Source organism: Shinella yambaruensis (assembly GCF_050859155.1).
Taxonomy (GTDB): domain Bacteria; phylum Pseudomonadota; class Alphaproteobacteria; order Rhizobiales; family Rhizobiaceae; genus Shinella; species Shinella yambaruensis.
In genome coordinates this window covers 2,879,715-2,896,285 of record NZ_CP150638.1, presented here as the reverse complement: position 1 = coordinate 2,896,285, position 16,571 = coordinate 2,879,715, and the positions used below count along the sequence as shown (strand labels likewise).

General features: G+C 66.3%; 19 protein-coding genes. 10 read left to right on the top strand and 9 right to left on the bottom strand.

The genetic code is table 11. The annotated features are described in order from the left end of the window. Positions 1–8 precede the first annotated feature (8 nt). Positions 9–1,022 carry an AAA family ATPase gene (locus WMC41_RS14205; protein WP_272806093.1) on the bottom strand — a complete coding sequence of 338 codons (1,014 nt, stop codon included), beginning with the start codon at positions 1,020–1,022 and terminating at the stop codon, positions 9–11. 194 nt (positions 1,023–1,216) lie between these two features. On the opposite strand from WMC41_RS14205, the gene WMC41_RS14200 reads away from it, so the two are divergent. From WMC41_RS14200 to WMC41_RS14190, 3 genes are read left to right on the top strand one after another with little or no spacing between them, the layout of a single operon-like run. Continuing rightward, positions 1,217–1,834: a DUF1285 domain-containing protein gene (locus tag WMC41_RS14200; RefSeq protein WP_432344105.1), complete on the top strand. Its 618-nt coding sequence runs from the start codon at positions 1,217–1,219 to the stop codon at positions 1,832–1,834. Next, positions 1,831–2,463 carry a CoA pyrophosphatase gene (locus WMC41_RS14195; RefSeq protein WP_432344102.1) on the top strand — a complete coding sequence of 211 codons (633 nt, stop codon included), beginning with the start codon at positions 1,831–1,833 and terminating at the stop codon, positions 2,461–2,463. The genes WMC41_RS14200 and WMC41_RS14195 overlap by 4 nt, the downstream gene beginning before the upstream one ends. Further along, positions 2,460–3,737 carry a CCA tRNA nucleotidyltransferase gene (locus WMC41_RS14190; protein ID WP_432344101.1) on the top strand — a complete coding sequence of 426 codons (1,278 nt, stop codon included), beginning with the start codon at positions 2,460–2,462 and terminating at the stop codon, positions 3,735–3,737. Before WMC41_RS14195 ends, WMC41_RS14190 begins: the two co-directional genes overlap by 4 nt. Positions 3,738–3,829: 92 nt before the next feature. On the opposite strand, the gene WMC41_RS14185 is transcribed toward WMC41_RS14190, so the two are convergent. The 3 genes from WMC41_RS14185 to hemF form a co-directional block, all read right to left on the bottom strand. Then, complete coding sequence (locus tag WMC41_RS14185; protein WP_288081462.1) at positions 3,830–4,021, bottom strand: DUF1059 domain-containing protein; 192 nt, start codon at positions 4,019–4,021, stop codon at positions 3,830–3,832. A gap of 165 nt (positions 4,022–4,186) precedes the next feature. Beyond that, a complete protein-coding gene (locus WMC41_RS14180; protein ID WP_244767042.1) occupies positions 4,187–4,435 on the bottom strand; it encodes a hypothetical protein in 249 nt (82 codons plus the stop codon). Positions 4,436–4,520: 85 nt separating this feature from the next. Then, a complete protein-coding gene (gene hemF, locus WMC41_RS14175; protein WP_432344097.1) occupies positions 4,521–5,432 on the bottom strand; it encodes an oxygen-dependent coproporphyrinogen oxidase in 912 nt (303 codons plus the stop codon). 171 nt (positions 5,433–5,603) lie between these two features. Here hemF and WMC41_RS14170 point away from each other — a divergent pair, with 171 nt between their 5' ends. Next, positions 5,604–5,861, top strand: coding sequence for a hypothetical protein (locus WMC41_RS14170; RefSeq protein WP_244767040.1), 258 nt, complete (start codon positions 5,604–5,606; stop codon positions 5,859–5,861). A 4-nt stretch (positions 5,862–5,865) separates the two neighbouring features. Here WMC41_RS14170 and WMC41_RS14165 read toward each other — a convergent pair whose 3' ends face one another. Then, entirely contained in the window at positions 5,866–6,258 is a 393-nt protein-coding gene (locus WMC41_RS14165; RefSeq protein WP_432344095.1) for a tautomerase family protein, read from the bottom strand. Positions 6,259–6,353: 95 nt separating this feature from the next. Here WMC41_RS14165 and WMC41_RS14160 point away from each other — a divergent pair, with 95 nt between their 5' ends. Together WMC41_RS14160 and WMC41_RS14155 are read left to right on the top strand one after the other, a co-directional pair. Beyond that, positions 6,354–7,226 (top strand): LysR substrate-binding domain-containing protein, encoded by an 873-nt coding sequence (locus WMC41_RS14160; protein WP_432344093.1) that lies wholly within the window; start codon positions 6,354–6,356, stop codon positions 7,224–7,226. Between the two features lie 112 nt (positions 7,227–7,338). Next, positions 7,339–8,619 (top strand): hemolysin family protein, encoded by a 1,281-nt coding sequence (locus tag WMC41_RS14155; protein WP_244767037.1) that lies wholly within the window; start codon positions 7,339–7,341, stop codon positions 8,617–8,619. A 38-nt stretch (positions 8,620–8,657) separates the two neighbouring features. Here WMC41_RS14155 and soxR read toward each other — a convergent pair whose 3' ends face one another. Continuing rightward, positions 8,658–9,092, bottom strand: coding sequence for a redox-sensitive transcriptional activator SoxR (gene soxR, locus WMC41_RS14150; RefSeq protein WP_317633299.1), 435 nt, complete (start codon positions 9,090–9,092; stop codon positions 8,658–8,660). Positions 9,093–9,190: 98 nt separating this feature from the next. Between soxR and WMC41_RS14145 the strand changes: the two genes are divergently transcribed. Beyond that, entirely contained in the window at positions 9,191–9,763 is a 573-nt protein-coding gene (locus tag WMC41_RS14145) for an NADPH-dependent FMN reductase (RefSeq protein WP_272806088.1), read from the top strand. Next, positions 9,760–10,968: an MFS transporter gene (locus tag WMC41_RS14140; protein ID WP_244767034.1), complete on the top strand. Its 1,209-nt coding sequence runs from the start codon at positions 9,760–9,762 to the stop codon at positions 10,966–10,968. Before WMC41_RS14145 ends, WMC41_RS14140 begins: the two co-directional genes overlap by 4 nt. Before the next feature lie 76 nt (positions 10,969–11,044). On the opposite strand, the gene WMC41_RS14135 is transcribed toward WMC41_RS14140, so the two are convergent. Beyond that, positions 11,045–11,506: a tRNA (cytidine(34)-2'-O)-methyltransferase gene (locus tag WMC41_RS14135; RefSeq protein WP_432344087.1), complete on the bottom strand. Its 462-nt coding sequence runs from the start codon at positions 11,504–11,506 to the stop codon at positions 11,045–11,047. Positions 11,507–11,958: 452 nt separating this feature from the next. Between WMC41_RS14135 and WMC41_RS14130 the strand changes: the two genes are divergently transcribed. Next, positions 11,959–13,812 carry an ABC transporter ATP-binding protein gene (locus tag WMC41_RS14130; protein ID WP_244767032.1) on the top strand — a complete coding sequence of 618 codons (1,854 nt, stop codon included), beginning with the start codon at positions 11,959–11,961 and terminating at the stop codon, positions 13,810–13,812. 38 nt (positions 13,813–13,850) lie between these two features. Here WMC41_RS14130 and WMC41_RS14125 read toward each other — a convergent pair whose 3' ends face one another. Together WMC41_RS14125 and WMC41_RS14120 are read right to left on the bottom strand one after the other, a co-directional pair. Beyond that, positions 13,851–14,144 (bottom strand): addiction module antidote protein, encoded by a 294-nt coding sequence (locus WMC41_RS14125; protein ID WP_432344086.1) that lies wholly within the window; start codon positions 14,142–14,144, stop codon positions 13,851–13,853. Between the two features lies 1 nt (position 14,145). Next, positions 14,146–14,445 (bottom strand): type II toxin-antitoxin system RelE/ParE family toxin, encoded by a 300-nt coding sequence (locus WMC41_RS14120; RefSeq protein WP_432344085.1) that lies wholly within the window; start codon positions 14,443–14,445, stop codon positions 14,146–14,148. Positions 14,446–14,566: 121 nt separating this feature from the next. Between WMC41_RS14120 and WMC41_RS14115 the strand changes: the two genes are divergently transcribed. Further along, positions 14,567–16,435, top strand: coding sequence for an ABC transporter ATP-binding protein (locus WMC41_RS14115; RefSeq protein ID WP_432344083.1), 1,869 nt, complete (start codon positions 14,567–14,569; stop codon positions 16,433–16,435). Positions 16,436–16,571 lie beyond the last annotated feature (136 nt).

Genomic DNA, 16,571 nt, shown 5'->3' with positions numbered 1-16,571 from the left:
GGCCCCGCTCAGCCGCCGGCCTGGCGGACGAGGCCTGCAATGACGTCGCGAACCGACATGCCTTCGGCGCGCGCGCCGAAGGTGAGGGCCATGCGGTGCTGCAGCACGGGTTCGGCAAGGGCGAGAACGTCGTCGACGGAAGGCGCGAGGCGGCCTTCATAGAGCGCGCGGGCTCTCGCGCAGAGCATCATGGCCTGGCCGGCGCGCGGGCCGGGGCCCCAGGCGACGTGCTTGTCGGTGGAGGCGATGCCGTTGCCGGGGCGGGCGGAGCGCACGAGCGAGAGGATGGCGTCGAGCACCTTTTCGCTGACCGGCATCTGGCGGATGAGGTTCTGGATCTCCATCAGGCGCGCGGCCGAGATGGCGGCGCTCGCCTGTGCCTCGTGCACGCCGGTCGTTTCGAGCAGGATCTGGCGTTCGGCGGCAAGTTCCGGATAGTCGACGTCGACCTGCAGCAGGAAGCGGTCGAGCTGCGCCTCGGGCAGCGGATAGGTGCCTTCCTGCTCCAGCGGGTTCTGCGTCGCCAGCACATGGAAGGGCTTCGGCAGGTCGTTCGGCCGGCCGGCGACCGTGACGTGATATTCCTGCATGGCCTGCAGCAGGGCGGACTGGGTGCGCGGCGAGGCGCGGTTGATCTCGTCGGCCATCAGGAGCTGGGTGAAGATCGGGCCGGGCACGAAGCGGAAGGAGCGCTTGCCGTTCTCGTCCTGGTCCATCACCTCCGAGCCGAGGATGTCGGAGGGCATCAGGTCCGGCGTGAACTGGATGCGGCTGGAGGAAAGGCCGAGCACGGTGCCGAGGGTGACCACCAGCTTGGTCTTGGCAAGGCCGGGCACGCCGACGAGCAGGGCATGACCGCCCGAGAGCACCGCCAGCATCGTCTGCTCGACCACGCTTTCCTGGCCGAAGATGACCTTGGCCACCTCCTTGCGGATGATCGCGATGTCGGAGAGCGCCCGTTCCGCGGCGGCGATCACCGCCTTTTCGTCCAGGCCTGCCTCGGGGGAATTCTGAACGCCCATGGGTCTCTCCACTATCGGTCCTAAAATCTTCGGCGAATCGTGGTCTTGCCGCGTCCGCTTCATAGATAGAAAGCTTATTAGCTCACCCGTGGCTGACAAGCGGCCACGAAATGACTATCTCGTGAGTGTATCCACCCTTTCCTCTTCGTGAAGAAGGGCCTCTCGCGGAGATAGGGTTCAACCGGGACGGAACAATGGCAACGGGCGAAATTCGCGAAAGCAGCGATGCGGCAGGACTGGCCGCGCTGATCGCACGGGCCGGCGCGGAAACCGGCGGGCGCGGCCTGCCGCCGGTCGAGCGCTGGAATCCGCCATTCTGCGGCGACATCGACATGGAGATCCGCGCCGACGGCACCTGGTTCTACCTGGGAACGCCGATCGGCCGCGCGCCGCTGGTGCGGCTGTTCTCCACCGTCCTGCGCAAGGACGAGGACGGCAGGACCTATCTGGTGACGCCGGTCGAGAAGGTCGGCATCCGGGTCGTCGACGCGCCGTTCCTCGCCGTCGAGATGAATGCGTCGGGCGAGGGGGAGGTGCAGAAGCTCACCTTCCGCACCAATGTCGGCGATGTGGTGGAGGCGGGGCCGGAGCACCCGCTGCGCTTCGTCATCGCGGGCGGGAACAGCGAGCTGAAGCCCTACCTCCTCGTGCGCGGGCGGCTGGAGGCCCTGGTCTCGCGGGCGATGATGTACGAGCTGGTCGCGCTTGGCGAGACGGTCGAGATCGACGGGACGGACATGTTCGCGGTGCGCTCCGGCGGCGTGGTCTTCCCGATCATGCCGGCCGCCGAGCTGGATGCGCTCACCCGATGAGTTTTCCGCCCTACAGCGCCGCCGAGTTCCGCCGCCGGGCATTGGAACAGATGCTGACGCTCGGCGAGGGGACCTGGCGCGAGCATGGCGACAGCCTGCTCAATCCGGGCGTCATTCCGCATCTCGAAGACATGAAGCTGCGCGATGCGGCGGTGCTGATCCCCGTCGTCGACGATGGCGACGAGGCGCGGGTCATCTTCACCCAGCGCACCGCCACCATGCGGAAACATTCCGGCCAGATCGCCTTTCCGGGCGGCGCGGTCGATGACGAGGACGAGAACGTCGAGGCTGCGGCGATGCGCGAGGCGGAGGAGGAGATCAGCCTCGACCGCCGCTTCGTCGAGCCGGTCGGGCGTCTGCCGCAATACAAGGCGCTGTCGGGTTTTTCCATCACGCCCGTCCTTGCCGTGGTGCAGCCGGGGTTCGCGCTGACGCCCAATCCGGCGGAGGTCGAAAAGGTCTTCGACGTGCCGCTGTCGTTCCTGATGGATCCGCGCAACCACGAGCAGGGCAGCGGCATCTGGCTCGGCGGCGAGCGGCATTATTATCGCATGCCCTATGAGGGGCATAATATCTGGGGCATCACCGCCGGCATCGTGCGGGTGATCTATGAAAGGCTTTATGCATGACGTCTGTTTCGGGCGAGGCGTGGTTCGCCGATCCGGCGCTCGTTCGCGTGCTGGCGCTGCTCAACAGCGACGGCGGGGAGGCACGCATCGCCGGCGGGGCCGTGCGCAACAGCCTGATGGGCCTGCCGGTCGCCGATATCGACATCGCGACGACGTTGCGGCCGGAAGCGGTGGTCGAGCGAGCGAAGGCGGCCGGCATCAAGGCGGTGCCGACGGGCATCGAGCACGGCACGGTGACGCTGGTCCTCGACGGCAAGCCCTTCGAGGTGACGACGCTGCGCCGCGACGTCGCCACCGATGGCCGCCGCGCGGACGTCGCCTTCGGCACGGACTGGCGGGCGGATGCCGAGCGGCGCGACCTGACGATCAATGCGCTCTACGCCACCGACGACGGCACGGTCATCGATCTCGTGAACGGCCTGCCGGATATCGAGAGCCGCACGGTGCGCTTCATCGGCGATGCGGCGACGCGCATTGCGGAGGACCATCTGCGCATCCTGCGCTTCTTCCGTTTCTTCGCGCTTTACGGCAGCGGCCGGCCGGATGCGGAGGGGCTGAAGGCCTGCGCGCGGGCGAAGGATACGCTGGGAAAACTCTCGGCGGAACGGGTCTGGTCCGAGACGAAGAAGCTGCTGGCCGCGCCCGACCCTGGCCGGGCGCTGCTGTGGATGCGGCAGGCGGGCGCGCTCACCGCGATCCTGCCCGAGACGGAGAAATGGGGCATCGATGCGATCCCCGGCCTGGTCGATGCCGAGACGGCGTTCGGCTGGATGCCGGACGCGCTGCTGCGCCTTGCCGCCATGGTGCCGCCGGACCGCGCGCGCCTGAAGGCGCTTGCCGGGCGCCTGCGCCTTTCCAGGGCCGAGGCGGCCACTCTCGACCATTGGGCAGGCGCGCCGGAAATCGCGCGGAAACTCGCCGAGACGGCGTTCGAGCGGCTGCTCTACCGCAACGGCGCTGAGGGGTTGACCATGCGTTTGAAGCTGGCGCTCGCGTCCGCCCGGGCCCGCGGGCTCGCCGATCCGCAGGCGCTCGCCTTTGCCGGGCTTTGCCAGCGGCTCCTCGCAAAGGCGGAGACATGGCACAAGCCGACCTTCCCGCTGAATGGCGCGGATGTGCTGGCCGCCGGCATTCCCGCCGGCCCGAAGGTCGGCGCGGTACTCGGCGCGATCGAAGACGCGTGGGTGGCGGGCAACTTTCATGACGGCCGCACCAAGCTGCTTGCCCGCCTGGAAGCACTGGCCAGGCAGGAGGGAGAGCCTTCGAAGGCCTAGAAGCAGGAACGTCCAGTCACACCGACAATTTCCTTCTCCCCGGCGGGGAGAAGGTGCGGCAGATCGACAAGGGGCTTGCGGGGCGCTGCCCGTCAGGCGGCGTCGGCCGCCTTCTCGTCGACGATGCGTTCCTTGATGTGGTCGACCATGCTTTCCCGGATGATCGCCTCACCATGGACGGCGCGCAAGTGCTCGACCGCGCGGCGGACGACTTCGGCGTCGTCATTGGCCCGCGTATGCCAGTCGCATCCGGGGACGAGTGAACCGCATTCAAAAAGTCTCATGACCTATCTCCTGTCGTTTCAACGGAACCAGTGTAGCAGATGAGGGCCCGCCGGCCAAATCGCGGCCGGGCCGGTGGCTCGGTTGGCCGTCCCAAGAAACGGCGAAAGCGGCCCGGGGTTCCGCCCCGGGCGCGGATTCATCGCCGCTTTTGCGGGCGGCCATTGTCAGGCCGCGTCGTCCTTTGCCCAGGCGTCGAAGCAGCAGGACGACTGGAACTGGGCCGGGGTCGTGTGGTGATCGACAAGATGGTGAACCACGCCGCTGGCAAGCCGCAGCCGGGCTTCCTCGACGAAATAGGCGTGCGGCAGGTCGAGCCCGCTCTCGGCACGGATGGTTTCGGCGAAACGATCGAGAAATTCGGGGGATTTCGGGTCGGGACCCGCCTGCATTGCCTCTTGTGCTGCAATCTTCATGACTGCTTCCTCCATGGACTCATGCAGGCGGCATCATACCATGGACAGTGCGGATCTGTAATCACAAGGCGGCGAGGGCCGGCCTTCAGGGCCAGCGCACCACCGGGGGCAGCGAGGAGAGGATCGATTCGACATTGCCGCCCGTCTTGAGGCCGAAGATCGTGCCGCGGTCGTAGAGCAGGTTGAACTCGACATAGCGGCCGCGCCGCACGAGCTGCTCGTCGCGGTCCTCTTCCGTCCAGCCCTTGTTGAAGTTCGCGCGCACGATCTTCGGATAGACCATGGCGAAGGCCCGGCCGACATCCTGCGTGAAGGCGAAGTCGGCGTCCCAGCCGCCGAGCTCTTCCGGCGAATGCAGCCAGTCGTAGAAGATGCCGCCGGTGCCGCGCGGTTCGCCCCGGTGCTTCAGGAAGAAGTAGTCGTCGCACCATTCCTTGAATTTCCGGTGGTCGGCGACGGGATGGCGGTTGCAGGCGATCTCCATCGCCTTGTGGAAGAGCGTGGTGTCGGGGTCGTCCATCACGCGGCGGCGGTCGAGCACCGGCGTCAGGTCCGCCCCGCCGCCGAACCAGCGGCTGGTGGTCACGACCATGCGCGTGTTCATGTGCACGGCGGGCACGTTGGGGTTCACCGGGTGGGCGATGAGCGAGATGCCGGAGGCCCAGAAGCGCGGGTCCTCGCTGGCGCCGGGGATCTGGCCGCGGAACTCCGGCGAGAATTCGCCGTGGACGGTGGACGTGTGCACGCCGACCTTCTCGAAGACGCGGCCTTCCATCATCGACATGCGTCCGCCGCCGCCTTCGCCCCCCTCGCGCAGCCAGTCCTTGCCGGCGAAGCGGCCGGGCCGCATGTCGGAGAGTGGCCCCTGCAGGTCGTCCTCGATCGCCTCGAAGCTGGCGCAGATCGCGTCGCGCAGCCGCTCGAACCAGGCGCGGGCGGCATTCTTCTTGTCTTCGATGTCCTCGGGCAAGCCCTTCGGCAGGTCTGGTCGTTCCATGGTGCTTCCCGCTGGCGGGCAGCCCGCCGAATCGCATTTTCGCCACAGTCCAAAACTTTGCGCCGTTTGGCAACCGCGGGCGGGGCATCGGCTGGGGACGGCGGGACTCGCAAAATGCGCGGGGGCGGCTTATGTTTCTTCCGTCGAATGTGCTGCCAGGAGGAAATCTGCATGGCGCGTGTTCCCGGTCCGCCCCCTCTCGAAGGGCTCCGGCGCCATATCGAGCGTCGCCGTCGCGAAAAACCCGCCGGCGAGGGCCATTTCGTCCGCGAGACCTTCTGCCTCGACCGGCAGGCGGCGCGGGAGAAGGCGCGCGAATGGTTCGACCTCTGGCCGAAGGCTGCCTACTGGACCGAGGTCGAGAGCTGGCGCGCCATGGAGGGCGACCGCATCGAGTTTACCATGCGCCGCCTGCCGAGTGCCGACTGACGCTTCATGCCGCAACGGCAACGCGCCGGCTTTCCTGCGTTTGGCCGCCATAGCCCCAGCTGTCCGTCGCGATGTCGCGGATGACCACATAGGTCACCGGATTGAGATGCGCGCCCAGCGCTTCTTCCAGCAGGGCATAAGCGGCGGCGATGAAGCGGGCCTTCTCCTCCGCCGTGTTCGTGCCCTCGCTGATCAGGATCTCGAAATGGCCGGCCACCTTCTGCCGACGCGCGCCGATGGTCCAGTCGGCGATCGGTGTTCCCTCGACGAGGACCGCGGTCGCTTCGGCGCGCTTGCTGAGCAGCGTGACGGCAAGGCGGGTGGCCTCGTCCTGGAGGTGCAGGCGCTCGCCGTCGGTCAGGTTCCTGCCGGCGAGGCGGATATGGAGGAAGGGCATGGTCGTCTCCTGTCTCGTGTTGACGGGATGAGCCTATTGCGCGACTATCGTTTTTAAAATTGAGAAGCATTGCAGAAATGGTTTTGGAAAACTGAATGGTTTCGCCCCGCAACTTCGACATGGACGTGCTGCGCACCTTCGTCACGGGGGTGCGGCTCGGCAGCTTTGCGAAAGCCGCGGAGGCGCTGGGGCGAACGCCGCCGGCCGTCAGCCTGCAACTGAAGAAGCTTGCCGATCTCAGCGGCCAGACGCTTTTCACCAAACAGGGCCGGGGCCTTGCGCTCACCGATGCCGGCGAGGCGCTGCATGATTATGCGGTGCGTATCCTCGACTTGAACGACGAGGCGATGATGATGCTCGGCTCCAGCCGGGCGCTCGACGGCTGGCTGCGGCTCGGCATTCCGCAGGACTTTGCCGAGACGTCGCTGCCGCCGGTGCTCGGCCGCTTTTCCCGGGCGCATCCGAAGCTGCGCGTCGAGGCGCGGGTCGATCGCGGCGCCAGGCTGGTGGCGGCGGTGGAGCGCGGCGACCTCGACATGGCCGTCACCTGGGGCGGGCAGAAAAGCGCGCATTGCCGGCACATCGCCACCTATCCGATCGTCTGGATCGCGGCGGCGGACTACGACGTCTCCGCCGGGGAACCGGTGCCGCTCATCGCCTTCGATCCGCCCTGTTCGTTCCGGGCCGCCGCCGTCGATGCGCTTTCGGCGGCCGGGCGGGAGTGGCGGCAGGTCTTTTCCAGCCCCGGCCTTGCCGGGCTCTGGGCGGCGGTGACGGCCGGGCTTGGCGTGACGATCCGCACCACCACCGGCATGCCCGCGCATCTGCGCGTGCTCGACCCGCAACGGGCCGGATTGCCGGCGCTCGGCAGCGTCGACCTGATGCTGCACACGGCCGAGGCGGCGCCGTCCGCGCCGGTCGGGCGGCTGCGCGACATCCTCCTCGAAATGCTCGTGATCCCCACCTGACGCGACCGTGATCGGCAAGTTCGATTGACGGCGGCCCGCCGCGCCCCTATCTTGCGGCCATCGTCATCAACAGAAAGGCGCCGTTGCGGTTCAGAAGCACGGCTCACAGTCCTTGTTCGAACTCGCGATTGCTGTCTTCCTCATCCTCTTCAACGGGGTCTTCGCCCTTTCCGAACTTTCCATCGTCTCCGCGCGAAAACCACGCCTGAAGACCATGGCCGCGCAGGGCTCGCGCGGCGCCGCCGCCGCGCTGAAGCTGGCGGACCACCCCGGAAAGTTCCTCTCCACCGTCCAGATCGGCATCACCCTCATCGGCATTCTCGCCGGTGCCTTTTCGGGTGCCGCGCTCGGCGGGCGCCTGCGTGACATCCTCTATGCCGAAGGTGTGCCGGACTGGCTGGCCGATCCGCTCGGCTACGGTATCGTCATCTTCATCATCACCTATCTTTCGGTGGTGGTCGGCGAGCTGGTGCCCAAGCAGATCGCGCTGAAGAACCCGGAGCGCTTCGCCGCGCTCGTCGCGCCGGCCATGTCGCTGCTCTCCAAGATCGGCGCCCCGGCGGTCTGGATCCTCGATGCCTCGACGCGGCTGATCTTCCGCCTCACCGGCCAGCACGAGGTTGCCGAGAGCGTCGTCACCGACGAGGAAATCAAGACCATCGTCGCCGAAGCGGAGGCTGCCGGCGTCATCGAGGGCGGTGAAAAGCTGATGATCGCCGGCGTCATGCGCTTTTCCGACCGCGAGGCGCGCGGTCTCATGACGCCGCGCAACGATGTCGACTGGATCGACCTCGGCGACACGATGGAGGAAATCCACCAGACCCTCAACGAGAGCCAGCATTCCCGTCTGCCGGTCGCCGACGGCGGGCCGGAGACGATCGTCGGCATCGTGCAGAAGCGCGAGCTGCTCTCGGCCGTGCTGGCCGGCCAACCGCTCGATATCCGCGCCTTCATCCGCCCCGCGCCGATCGTGCCGGACACGATGGATGCGATGCGCGTGCTCGACAAGCTGCGCACTTCCGAAGTGCCGATGATGCTGGTCCACGATGAATACGGTCACTTCGAGGGCGTCATCACGCCTGCCGACGTGCTGGAGGCGATTGCCGGCGTGTTCCGCGCCGATATCGAGGAAGGCGACGACGACTATGCCGTGCAGCGCGAGGATGGCTCCTGGCTGATCGCCGGCGCCATGCCGATCGACGAGATGGCCGATCGCCTCGGCCTGCAGCTGCCGGCCCGCCGCAGCTACCAGACCGCCGCCGGCCTCGTCATCGAATCGCTACAGAAGCTGCCGAAGACCGGTGAGGTCACGGAAACGCAGGGCTGGCGCTTCGAGGTCGTCGACATGGACGGCCGCCGCGTCGACAAGCTGCTCGCCACGCGGCTGGACTGAGCCGATCCCATCAAGCCGCGGTCGCGCGTTCCTGAAGGTCAGGGCTCGAGCAGCCTCGGGCCCGGCCCTTCGGCGGCCAGTTCGTCCAACGGGTTGCGCAGCGGGCATTCCTGCATCGACAGGCAGCCGCAGCCGATGCAGCCGTCGAGCTGGTTGCGCAGCTTCGTCAGGCGCGCGATGCGCTCGTCGAGCTGGCGGCGCCAGGTCTCTGAGAGCTTGCGCCAGTCGAGGCTCGTCAGCGGCCGGTCGTGCGGCAGGACCGACAGGGCGTCGGCGATCTCCGAAAGCGGAATGCCGGTGCGCTGCGCCACCTTGATCACCGCCACCCGGCGCAGGATGCTGCGCGGATAGCGCCGCTGGTTGCCGCGGTTGCGCTGGCTGTGGATGAGCCCCTTCGTCTCGTAGAAATGCAGGGTGGAGACCGCGATGCCGCTACGCTCGGCAACCTCGCCGACGCTGAGTTCCCGGGGCATGCCGGTCCTTGGACATTTTTCCGTCATGGCTGTTGACCTCAACTTAAGTTGAGGTTTTATACCAGCGGCTCCTCGCATTTCCAAGACGGAGCCGCCGCATGACTGACAGACTGACGATCGCCCTCATCTATGGCAGCGGCCGCGAAGGGCGCTTTGCCGATACGATCGCGGGATGGCTGGAGCCTGAACTCGCCGGTTTCGGCCAGTTCAACATCGTGCGCATCGACCCGATGGAGCTGGCCTTCACGCCCGGCGGCCTCGACGAAGCCTCGGCAGAGCTGGTCGAAAGCCGGATTTCGCAGGCGGATGCCTTCCTGATCGTCACGCCGGAATACAACCATGCCTATCCGGCGGCGTTGAAGGCGATCATCGACAGCTGCTTCCGTCCCTGGCATGCCAAGCCGATCGCCTTCATCGCCTATGGCGGCGTCTCCGGCGGCCTGCGCGCCGTCGAGCAGCTGCGGCTGGTCTTTGCCGAGCTGCATGCGGTGGCGATCCGCGAGACGGTGAGCCTTGCCCATGCCTGGACGCATTTCGACCCGGTCGGCAACCCTTTCCGACAAGGCCAGCTCAACGGCCAGCTTGCCGTCCTGATGAAGCGCCTGACCTGGTGGGCGAACGCGCTGAAGGCGGCGCGCATCGCGACGCGCTATGACGAGGCCGCGGCATGAAGCCGGAACACTATGCGGCAGCGGAGGTCGCCCGCTCCCCGGCAGATCTCCGGCGCAATTCGACGCTGCTCTTCATCAGCACGCTCACAATCATGTCCGGCGCGACGATTTCCGCCTCGCTGCCGGGCATCGCGGCGCGGTTCGCCGATGTGGAGAATGTCGCGCTGCTCAGCCGGCTGGTGCTGACGCTGCCTGCGGTCTTCATCGCGCTGTTCTCTCCGGCTGCCGGTTTCCTGGTCGATCGCTTCGGCCGCAAGCCGCTGCTCACGGTCTCGCTCGCGCTGTTCGCCATTGCGGGGGCGTCCGGCCTCGTCCTCGATACGCTGCCGGGCCTCCTGGTCGGGCGCGCCGCGCTCGGCATTGCCGTCGGCGGCATCATGACGGCGACGACGGCGCTGGTCGGCGATTTCTTCCAGGGCGCGGCGCGCGATCGCTATATGGGCCTGCAGCAGGCCTTCGTCGGCGTCGGCGGCACGATTTTCCTCACCGGCGGCGGTTTCCTTGCGGAGGTCCACTGGCGCGGGCCGTTCCTCATCTACACGGTGGCGGTCCTGCTGGTGCCGGCGGCGCTCGCCTTCCTGCCGGAGCCGCGCCGCGCGCGGCCGGCCGGCCCCGCCACCGGGGCGGACCGGCTCGGCGGGCGCGCCACCGCATTGCTCGCCTTGCTGTTCCTCGCCGCCGCGGTCAACATGATCGCCTTCTACATGATCCCGACGCAGCTTCCCTTCTACCTCGAAACGCTCGGCTTTGCCGCCCCGAGCCTTGCCGGCACGGCGATCGGCGCGGGCCAGTTCGTCGGCGTGGTGAGCGCGCTCGCCTTCGCGCCCTTTCGGCGCCTCGCCGGCATCATGGGCGTCTTCGGCCTCGGCTTCGTCTCGGCCGGCCTGTCGTTCCTGCTGCTCTCGGGGGCAGAAAGCTATGCCGGCGTGCTCGCGGCCATGGCCGTCTCCGGTGTCTGCATGGGCACGATCATGCCGAATTTCGCGGCCGCCGCGATGCTGCTCGCTCCGCCGGCCCGGCGTGGCCGCGTCTCGGGCCTCCTGGTGTCCAGCATCTTTGCCGGCCAGTTCCTCTCGCCCGTCGTCTCGCAGCCGCTGATCGCCGTATCGGGTTACGACGGCGCCTATGCCATTGTCGGCGCCATCGTGCTGGCCTTCGGCGTCGTGGCCTTCGCGTTGCGCTGGTTGTGGCCGGGTGATGGCTAGGGCGATTCCCGTAGCCGCGCTAAGACGGAAAGGCGGAGCGCTTTTGCGATTCGGGACGGAGCGGAAATGCGTGCGGTCAGGCAAAACCCGTCTGGCGCAGGGCCTCGCCGCAGATCATCGCGGCGGCGAGCGCGACATTGATGGAGCGCTGCCCCTCGACCATGGGGATGAGCACCCGACCGTCCGCCCTGCCATGCACGTGGTCCGGCACGCCGGCGCTTTCGCGGCCGAAGAGCAGGATGTCGGTCGGCCGGTAGGCGAAATCCGTGTAGCGTTCGGCGGCCTTGGTCGAGGCGAGCACGAGGCGGCGGCTGCTTTCCCGCCGCCACGCCTCGTATCGCTCCCAGTTGACATGTCGCGTCAGCGTCACGGCGGCAAGGTAATCCATGCCGGCCCGCTTGAGGCTGCGGTCGGAAATATCGAAGCCGGCCGGCTCGATGATGTCGACGGAAAGGCCGAGGCAGGCGGCGAAACGCAGGATCGTGCCGGTATTGCCGGCAATGTCGGGCTGGTAGAGGGCGATGCGAAGTGCGGACATACGGCCTCGCCTACAGCAATTCCGGCCAAAGTGCGAAGCGGTTTCGTCTTCAAAATCGCGGAAAGACAAAAAGATGGTGCCGACCCGCCTTTCGGCGAAAAGCGGCGGGATGCCATCGCGGATGTGGCGGCAGGGCAACAGAATTGGCCGGAAAGACGAAACTGCGACAAAGCGGCTGGCAAATTGCGTCGTTTCGCGCTAACCAAGGCGCATCTTCAACGCGAGAAAAGGGAGGATCATTATGGATACCATGTATCGACCGCGCCTCCCGGCTGGATTGACGCCTCTTCTCGCGTAGGCGTTTCGCCACCAAGATTCCCACCGTTTCTTCATTTTACTTCGTCGTGTGACGCTTTTCGTCGCCCCACGGCAATCCTGCCGGAACCCCGTTCCTGACCGCGCCCGTTTTGCGCCGTCCGTGCCGGTTCCGTCTTTCTATTACGGAGAAAGCCATGTTCGGCTGGTTCGAAAGACGCTTGAATCCCTATCCTTCCGAGGCGCCCTCGCTGCCCCCGAAGGGCCTTTTCGCCTTCCTGTGGCACTATACGCGCCCGGCCGCCCCTTGGCTGGCCCTGCTTGGCTTCTGCTCCATGGTGCTCGGCATCGCCGAGGTCGTGCTGTTCCAGTTCCTCGGCAGCATCGTCGACTGGCTTTCGGCCGGTGATCCCGGCACGTTCCTCGCCCGAGAGGGCGACACGCTCGTGTGGATGGCGGCGCTGCTGCTCTTGATCATCCCCGGTTTCGGCGCGCTGCACACCATGACCATGCACCAGGCGCTCGCGGGCAATTTCCCGATGATCGCCCGCTGGCAGATGCACCGCTACCTCATCCGCCAGAGCATGACCTTCTTCTCCAACGAGTTCGCCGGCCGCGTCTCGACGAAGGTGATGCAGACGGCGCTTGCCGTGCGCGAAGCGGTGATGAAGATCATCGACGTCTTCATCTACGTGGTGAGCTACTTCATCTCGATGATCGCGATCATCGCCTCGGCGGAGATGCGGCTCGTCGTGCCGCTGCTCGTCTGGCTGGTGATCTATCTCGGCATCCTGCGCTACTTCGTGCCCAAGCTCATGGTCATCTCCCGCGAGCAGGCCGATGCGCGCTCGATGATGACGGGCCGCATCGTCGACAGCTACACCAACATCGCGACGGTGAAGCTGTTCTCGCATGCCGGCCGGGAGGAGAGCTATGCCCGCGAAGGCATGGACGCGTTCCTGCAGACCGTGCACAAGCAGATGCGGCTCATCACCCTGTTCAACATCGTGATCGACATCAACAATGTCATCGCGCTGTTCGGTACGACGGCGATCGGCATCTATTTCTGGATGTCCGGCGACGTGTCCGTCGGCGCCGTGGCGGTGGCGGTCGGCCTTGCCATGCGCATCAACGGCATGTCGCAATGGGTGATGTGGGAAGTGACCGCGCTCTTCGAGAACATCGGCACGGTCTATGACGGCATGGGCATGATGACCAAGCCGCACGACATCATGGATGCGCCGCAGGCACCGGCCCTGCCGGCCGCCAAGGGCGCGATCGACTTCGATCATGTCCGCTTCCACTACGGCAAGAACAAGGGCGTGATCGAGGACCTGTCGCTCAGGATCGGGGCAGGAGAGAAGGTCGGCCTCGTTGGCCGCTCCGGCGCCGGCAAGACGACGCTGATGAACGTGCTGCTCCGGTTCTACGATCTCGAATCCGGCAAGATCACCATCGACGGCAAGGATATCGCGACGGTGACGCAGGACAGCCTGCGCTCGCAGATCGGCGTGGTCACGCAGGACACCTCCCTGCTGCACCGCTCGATCCGCGACAACATCGCCTACGGCAAGCCGGAGGCGAGCGATGCGGAGATCATCGAGGCGGCGAAGCGCGCCAATGCCTGGGACTTCATCGAAGGTCTCGTCGACCAGCATGGCCGCACGGGCCTCGATGCCCAGGTCGGCGAGCGCGGCGTCAAGCTCTCCGGCGGCCAGCGCCAGCGCATCGCGATCGCCCGCGTCTTCCTCAAGGACGCGCCGATCCTGGTGCTGGACGAGGCGACCTCGGCGCTCGATTCGGAGGTCGAGGCGGCGATCCAGGAAAACCTCTTCGCCCTGATGCAGGGCAAGACGGTGATCGCGATCGCCCACCGCCTCTCGACGCTGACCGAGATGGACCGTCTCGTTGTTCTCGACAAGGGTCGTCTCCACGAGACCGGCACCCATGCCGAACTGGTCGCCAAAGGCGGCATCTATGCCGATCTCTGGACCCGCCAGTCCGGCGGCTTCATCGCCGACGACGCCGAGGCGGAAGCGGCGGCGGAGTAACTGGTAAGAGGGCGCCCTTTCCAGCGGAAGGGGCGCCTTCAATCCGTGCCGGTGCGTTTGGAGGTGAGCTCCAGCCCGAGGGCGCGCATGACCGCCAGCATGGACTTGAGGGTTGGATTGCCGTCGCTGGCAAGCGAACGATAGAGCGCTTCCCGGGCAAGGCCGGTCTCTTCCGCAACCTTTCCCATGCCCTTGGCCCGCGCAACGACGCCGAGCGCCTGTGCGATATAGCCCGCATCCCCCGTCTCGAACGCGTCCTTCATGAAGACGTCGACCGCCTCGTCGGAACCGAGGGCCTCGGCCGGGTCGTAACTGTGCAGTGTCTCGTTCATGTCATTCATCCATTTGGGCTGCCAAGGTCTTGGCTTTGGCGATATCCCGTCTCTGTGAACCCTTGTCGCCGCCGCAGAGCAGCACGATGATCTCGTCGCCCCGCCGCGTGAAATAGATGCGATATCCGGGGCCATAGTGGACGCGAATTTCGCTGATGCCGTCTCCCACGGATTTTACATCGCCGATGAGGCCGTAGGCGATCCGGTTCAGCCGGGCGGCGATCAGTGCGCGCGCTTTCCGGTCGTCGAGCGCCCGCTCCCATTTGCGAAAGGTGTCGGTCTGCTTGATCAGGAGCGTCATCTAATCTGTAACTTTAATATTACAATCCTCGAAAATCAAGAGAATTGCCGACCGTTGTCAGATACCTCCACCTTTCCAATCTTTAATTTGTCCCCCGTCAAAAACCGCCTATATCGGAGGCATGATCTTCCGCCCGCTCTTCTCCTGGTTCGAGAACTGGATTCAGCCCTTCGCGCGGCGGGATGACCTTCGCCCGCCGCAGGGTCTTTTCGCCTTCATCTGGTTCTATGTCGGGCAGGCGAAGGCGCCGTTTGCGGCGATGCTTGTGCTCGGCGGCGTCACGGCGGGCATCGAGGCGGCGACCTTCTGGTTCGTCGGGCGGCTGGTCGATATCCTGGCGACGGTCAAGCCCGCGGACGGGTGGAGCGGCCTCATGGCCGCCCATGGGCCGGAGCTGCTGATGATGCTGGGCCTGATCGGCCTCGTGCGCTTCGTCGTCACGTTCCTCACGGCGCTCGTCGACCAGCAGGTCATCACGCCCGGCTTCTACAATCTGGTGCGCTGGCAGTCCTATGTGCATGTCGCGCGCCAGTCGCTCTCCTTCTTCCAGAACGACTTCTCCGGCCGCATCGTCACGAAGGTCTGGTCGGCGGGGCAGGCGACGGGCGACGTCATCACCTCCTTCATGGAAAGCGTCTGGTTCGTGACGATCTACACGGCCTCGACGCTGGTATTGCTCGGCGGGCTCGATTGGCGGCTCGCCGCCGTGCTCGGCGTGTGGCTGGTGGTCTTCTCCGTGCTGGCGCGCTACTTCGTGCCGCGCATCCGCGAACATTCGCGGCAGACCGCCGAAGCCGCGTCCATGCTCAGCGGCCGCATGGTCGATGCCTATTCCAACATCCAGACGCTGAAGCTCTTCGGCCGCGACGAGGCGAACGACCGCTACATGCGCAGCGGCTTCGACATCTTCCAGAAGACAACGCTCGATTTCACCCGCTTCCTGACGGGCGTGCGCGCCTCCATGGCCTTCGTCTCCGGGCTGATGATCGTCGCCATGGCGGTGCTCTCCATCCATCTGTGGCTCGGCGGCATCGCCAGTTCCGGCGCGGTCGCCTTCACCATGGCGCTGGTGCTCAGGCTGAATTTCCTGCTCAACCGGCTGATGACGCAGCTCAACAGCATCATGCGCAACATCGGCACGATCCAGAATTCCGCCGACCTGATCTCCCAGCCGATCGGCCTCGTCGACACGCCGGACGCGGTCGAGATGAAGGTCGCCCGCCCCGAAATCCGCTTCGAAGCCATCCGCTTCCACTACGGCCGTCCGTCCGGCGTCATCGACGACCTGACGCTGTCGATCCGTCCCGGCGAGAAGGTCGGTATCGTCGGCCGCTCCGGCGCCGGCAAGTCGACGCTGGTCAACCTGCTGTTGCGTTTCTACGACCTCGAAGGCGGGTGGATTCTCGTCGGCGGGCAGGATATCGCCGCCGTCACGCAGGAGAGCCTGCGCGCCAATATCGGCATGGTCAGCCAGGATACCGCGCTGCTGCACCGCTCGATCCGCGACAACATCCTCTTCGGCAATCCGGACGCCAGCGAGGCCGAGATGATCGAGGCCGCAAGGAAGGCCGAGGCGCACGACTTTATTCTCGCCCTGGAGGACCAGCGCGGCCGGAAGGGCTATGACGCCCATGTCGGCGAGCGCGGGGTCAAGCTGTCGGGCGGCCAGCGCCAGCGCATCGCCATTGCCCGCGTCATGCTGAAGGACGCGCCGATCCTTGTGCTCGACGAGGCGACCTCGGCGCTCGATTCGGAGGTCGAGGCGGCGATCCAGTCGAACCTCGAGCGCCTGATGCGCGGCAAGACCGTGCTCGCCATCGCCCATCGCCTGTCCACCATCGCCGCGCTCGACCGGCTGATCGTCATGGATCGCGGCCATATCGTGGAGGAGGGGACCCATGCGGAACTCGTCGCGTGCGGCGGGCTCTATGCGGATCTCTGGTCGCGCCAGTCGGGCGGGTTCCTCGGCCACGAGGAAGCGGCGCAATAGGGCCGCAAAGCGTCGTTTCCCACGCCCTTTCCAAGCCCGGAAGCGCTGGATGTTCAAGGCGATGCCTGCGCCTTGTCAAGATGCCCCGTTTTTCCCGCGACAATGTGCCCACCTCCCCTTGCCAAGGCTGGACATA

What these genes read in the sequence shown, in the direction of transcription:
- WMC41_RS14205 (WP_272806093.1), bottom strand. Translation starts at nt 1,022, where the DNA reads ATGGGCGTTCAGAATTCCCCCGAGGCAGGCCTGGACGAAAAGGCGGTG.
- WMC41_RS14200 (WP_432344105.1), top strand. Translation starts at nt 1,217, where the DNA reads ATGGCAACGGGCGAAATTCGCGAAAGCAGCGATGCGGCAGGACTGGCC.
- WMC41_RS14195 (WP_432344102.1), top strand. Translation starts at nt 1,831, where the DNA reads ATGAGTTTTCCGCCCTACAGCGCCGCCGAGTTCCGCCGCCGGGCATTG.
- WMC41_RS14190 (WP_432344101.1), top strand. Translation starts at nt 2,460, where the DNA reads ATGACGTCTGTTTCGGGCGAGGCGTGGTTCGCCGATCCGGCGCTCGTT.
- WMC41_RS14185 (WP_288081462.1), bottom strand. Translation starts at nt 4,021, where the DNA reads ATGAGACTTTTTGAATGCGGTTCACTCGTCCCCGGATGCGACTGGCAT.
- WMC41_RS14180 (WP_244767042.1), bottom strand. Translation starts at nt 4,435, where the DNA reads ATGAAGATTGCAGCACAAGAGGCAATGCAGGCGGGTCCCGACCCGAAA.
- hemF (WP_432344097.1), bottom strand. Translation starts at nt 5,432, where the DNA reads ATGGAACGACCAGACCTGCCGAAGGGCTTGCCCGAGGACATCGAAGAC.
- WMC41_RS14170 (WP_244767040.1), top strand. Translation starts at nt 5,604, where the DNA reads ATGGCGCGTGTTCCCGGTCCGCCCCCTCTCGAAGGGCTCCGGCGCCAT.
- WMC41_RS14165 (WP_432344095.1), bottom strand. Translation starts at nt 6,258, where the DNA reads ATGCCCTTCCTCCATATCCGCCTCGCCGGCAGGAACCTGACCGACGGC.
- WMC41_RS14160 (WP_432344093.1), top strand. Translation starts at nt 6,354, where the DNA reads ATGGTTTCGCCCCGCAACTTCGACATGGACGTGCTGCGCACCTTCGTC.
- soxR (WP_317633299.1), bottom strand. Translation starts at nt 9,092, where the DNA reads ATGCCCCGGGAACTCAGCGTCGGCGAGGTTGCCGAGCGTAGCGGCATC.
- WMC41_RS14145 (WP_272806088.1), top strand. Translation starts at nt 9,191, where the DNA reads ATGACTGACAGACTGACGATCGCCCTCATCTATGGCAGCGGCCGCGAA.
- WMC41_RS14140 (WP_244767034.1), top strand. Translation starts at nt 9,760, where the DNA reads ATGAAGCCGGAACACTATGCGGCAGCGGAGGTCGCCCGCTCCCCGGCA.
- WMC41_RS14135 (WP_432344087.1), bottom strand. Translation starts at nt 11,506, where the DNA reads ATGTCCGCACTTCGCATCGCCCTCTACCAGCCCGACATTGCCGGCAAT.
- WMC41_RS14130 (WP_244767032.1), top strand. Translation starts at nt 11,959, where the DNA reads ATGTTCGGCTGGTTCGAAAGACGCTTGAATCCCTATCCTTCCGAGGCG.
- WMC41_RS14125 (WP_432344086.1), bottom strand. Translation starts at nt 14,144, where the DNA reads ATGAACGAGACACTGCACAGTTACGACCCGGCCGAGGCCCTCGGTTCC.
- WMC41_RS14120 (WP_432344085.1), bottom strand. Translation starts at nt 14,445, where the DNA reads ATGACGCTCCTGATCAAGCAGACCGACACCTTTCGCAAATGGGAGCGG.
- WMC41_RS14115 (WP_432344083.1), top strand. Translation starts at nt 14,567, where the DNA reads ATGATCTTCCGCCCGCTCTTCTCCTGGTTCGAGAACTGGATTCAGCCC.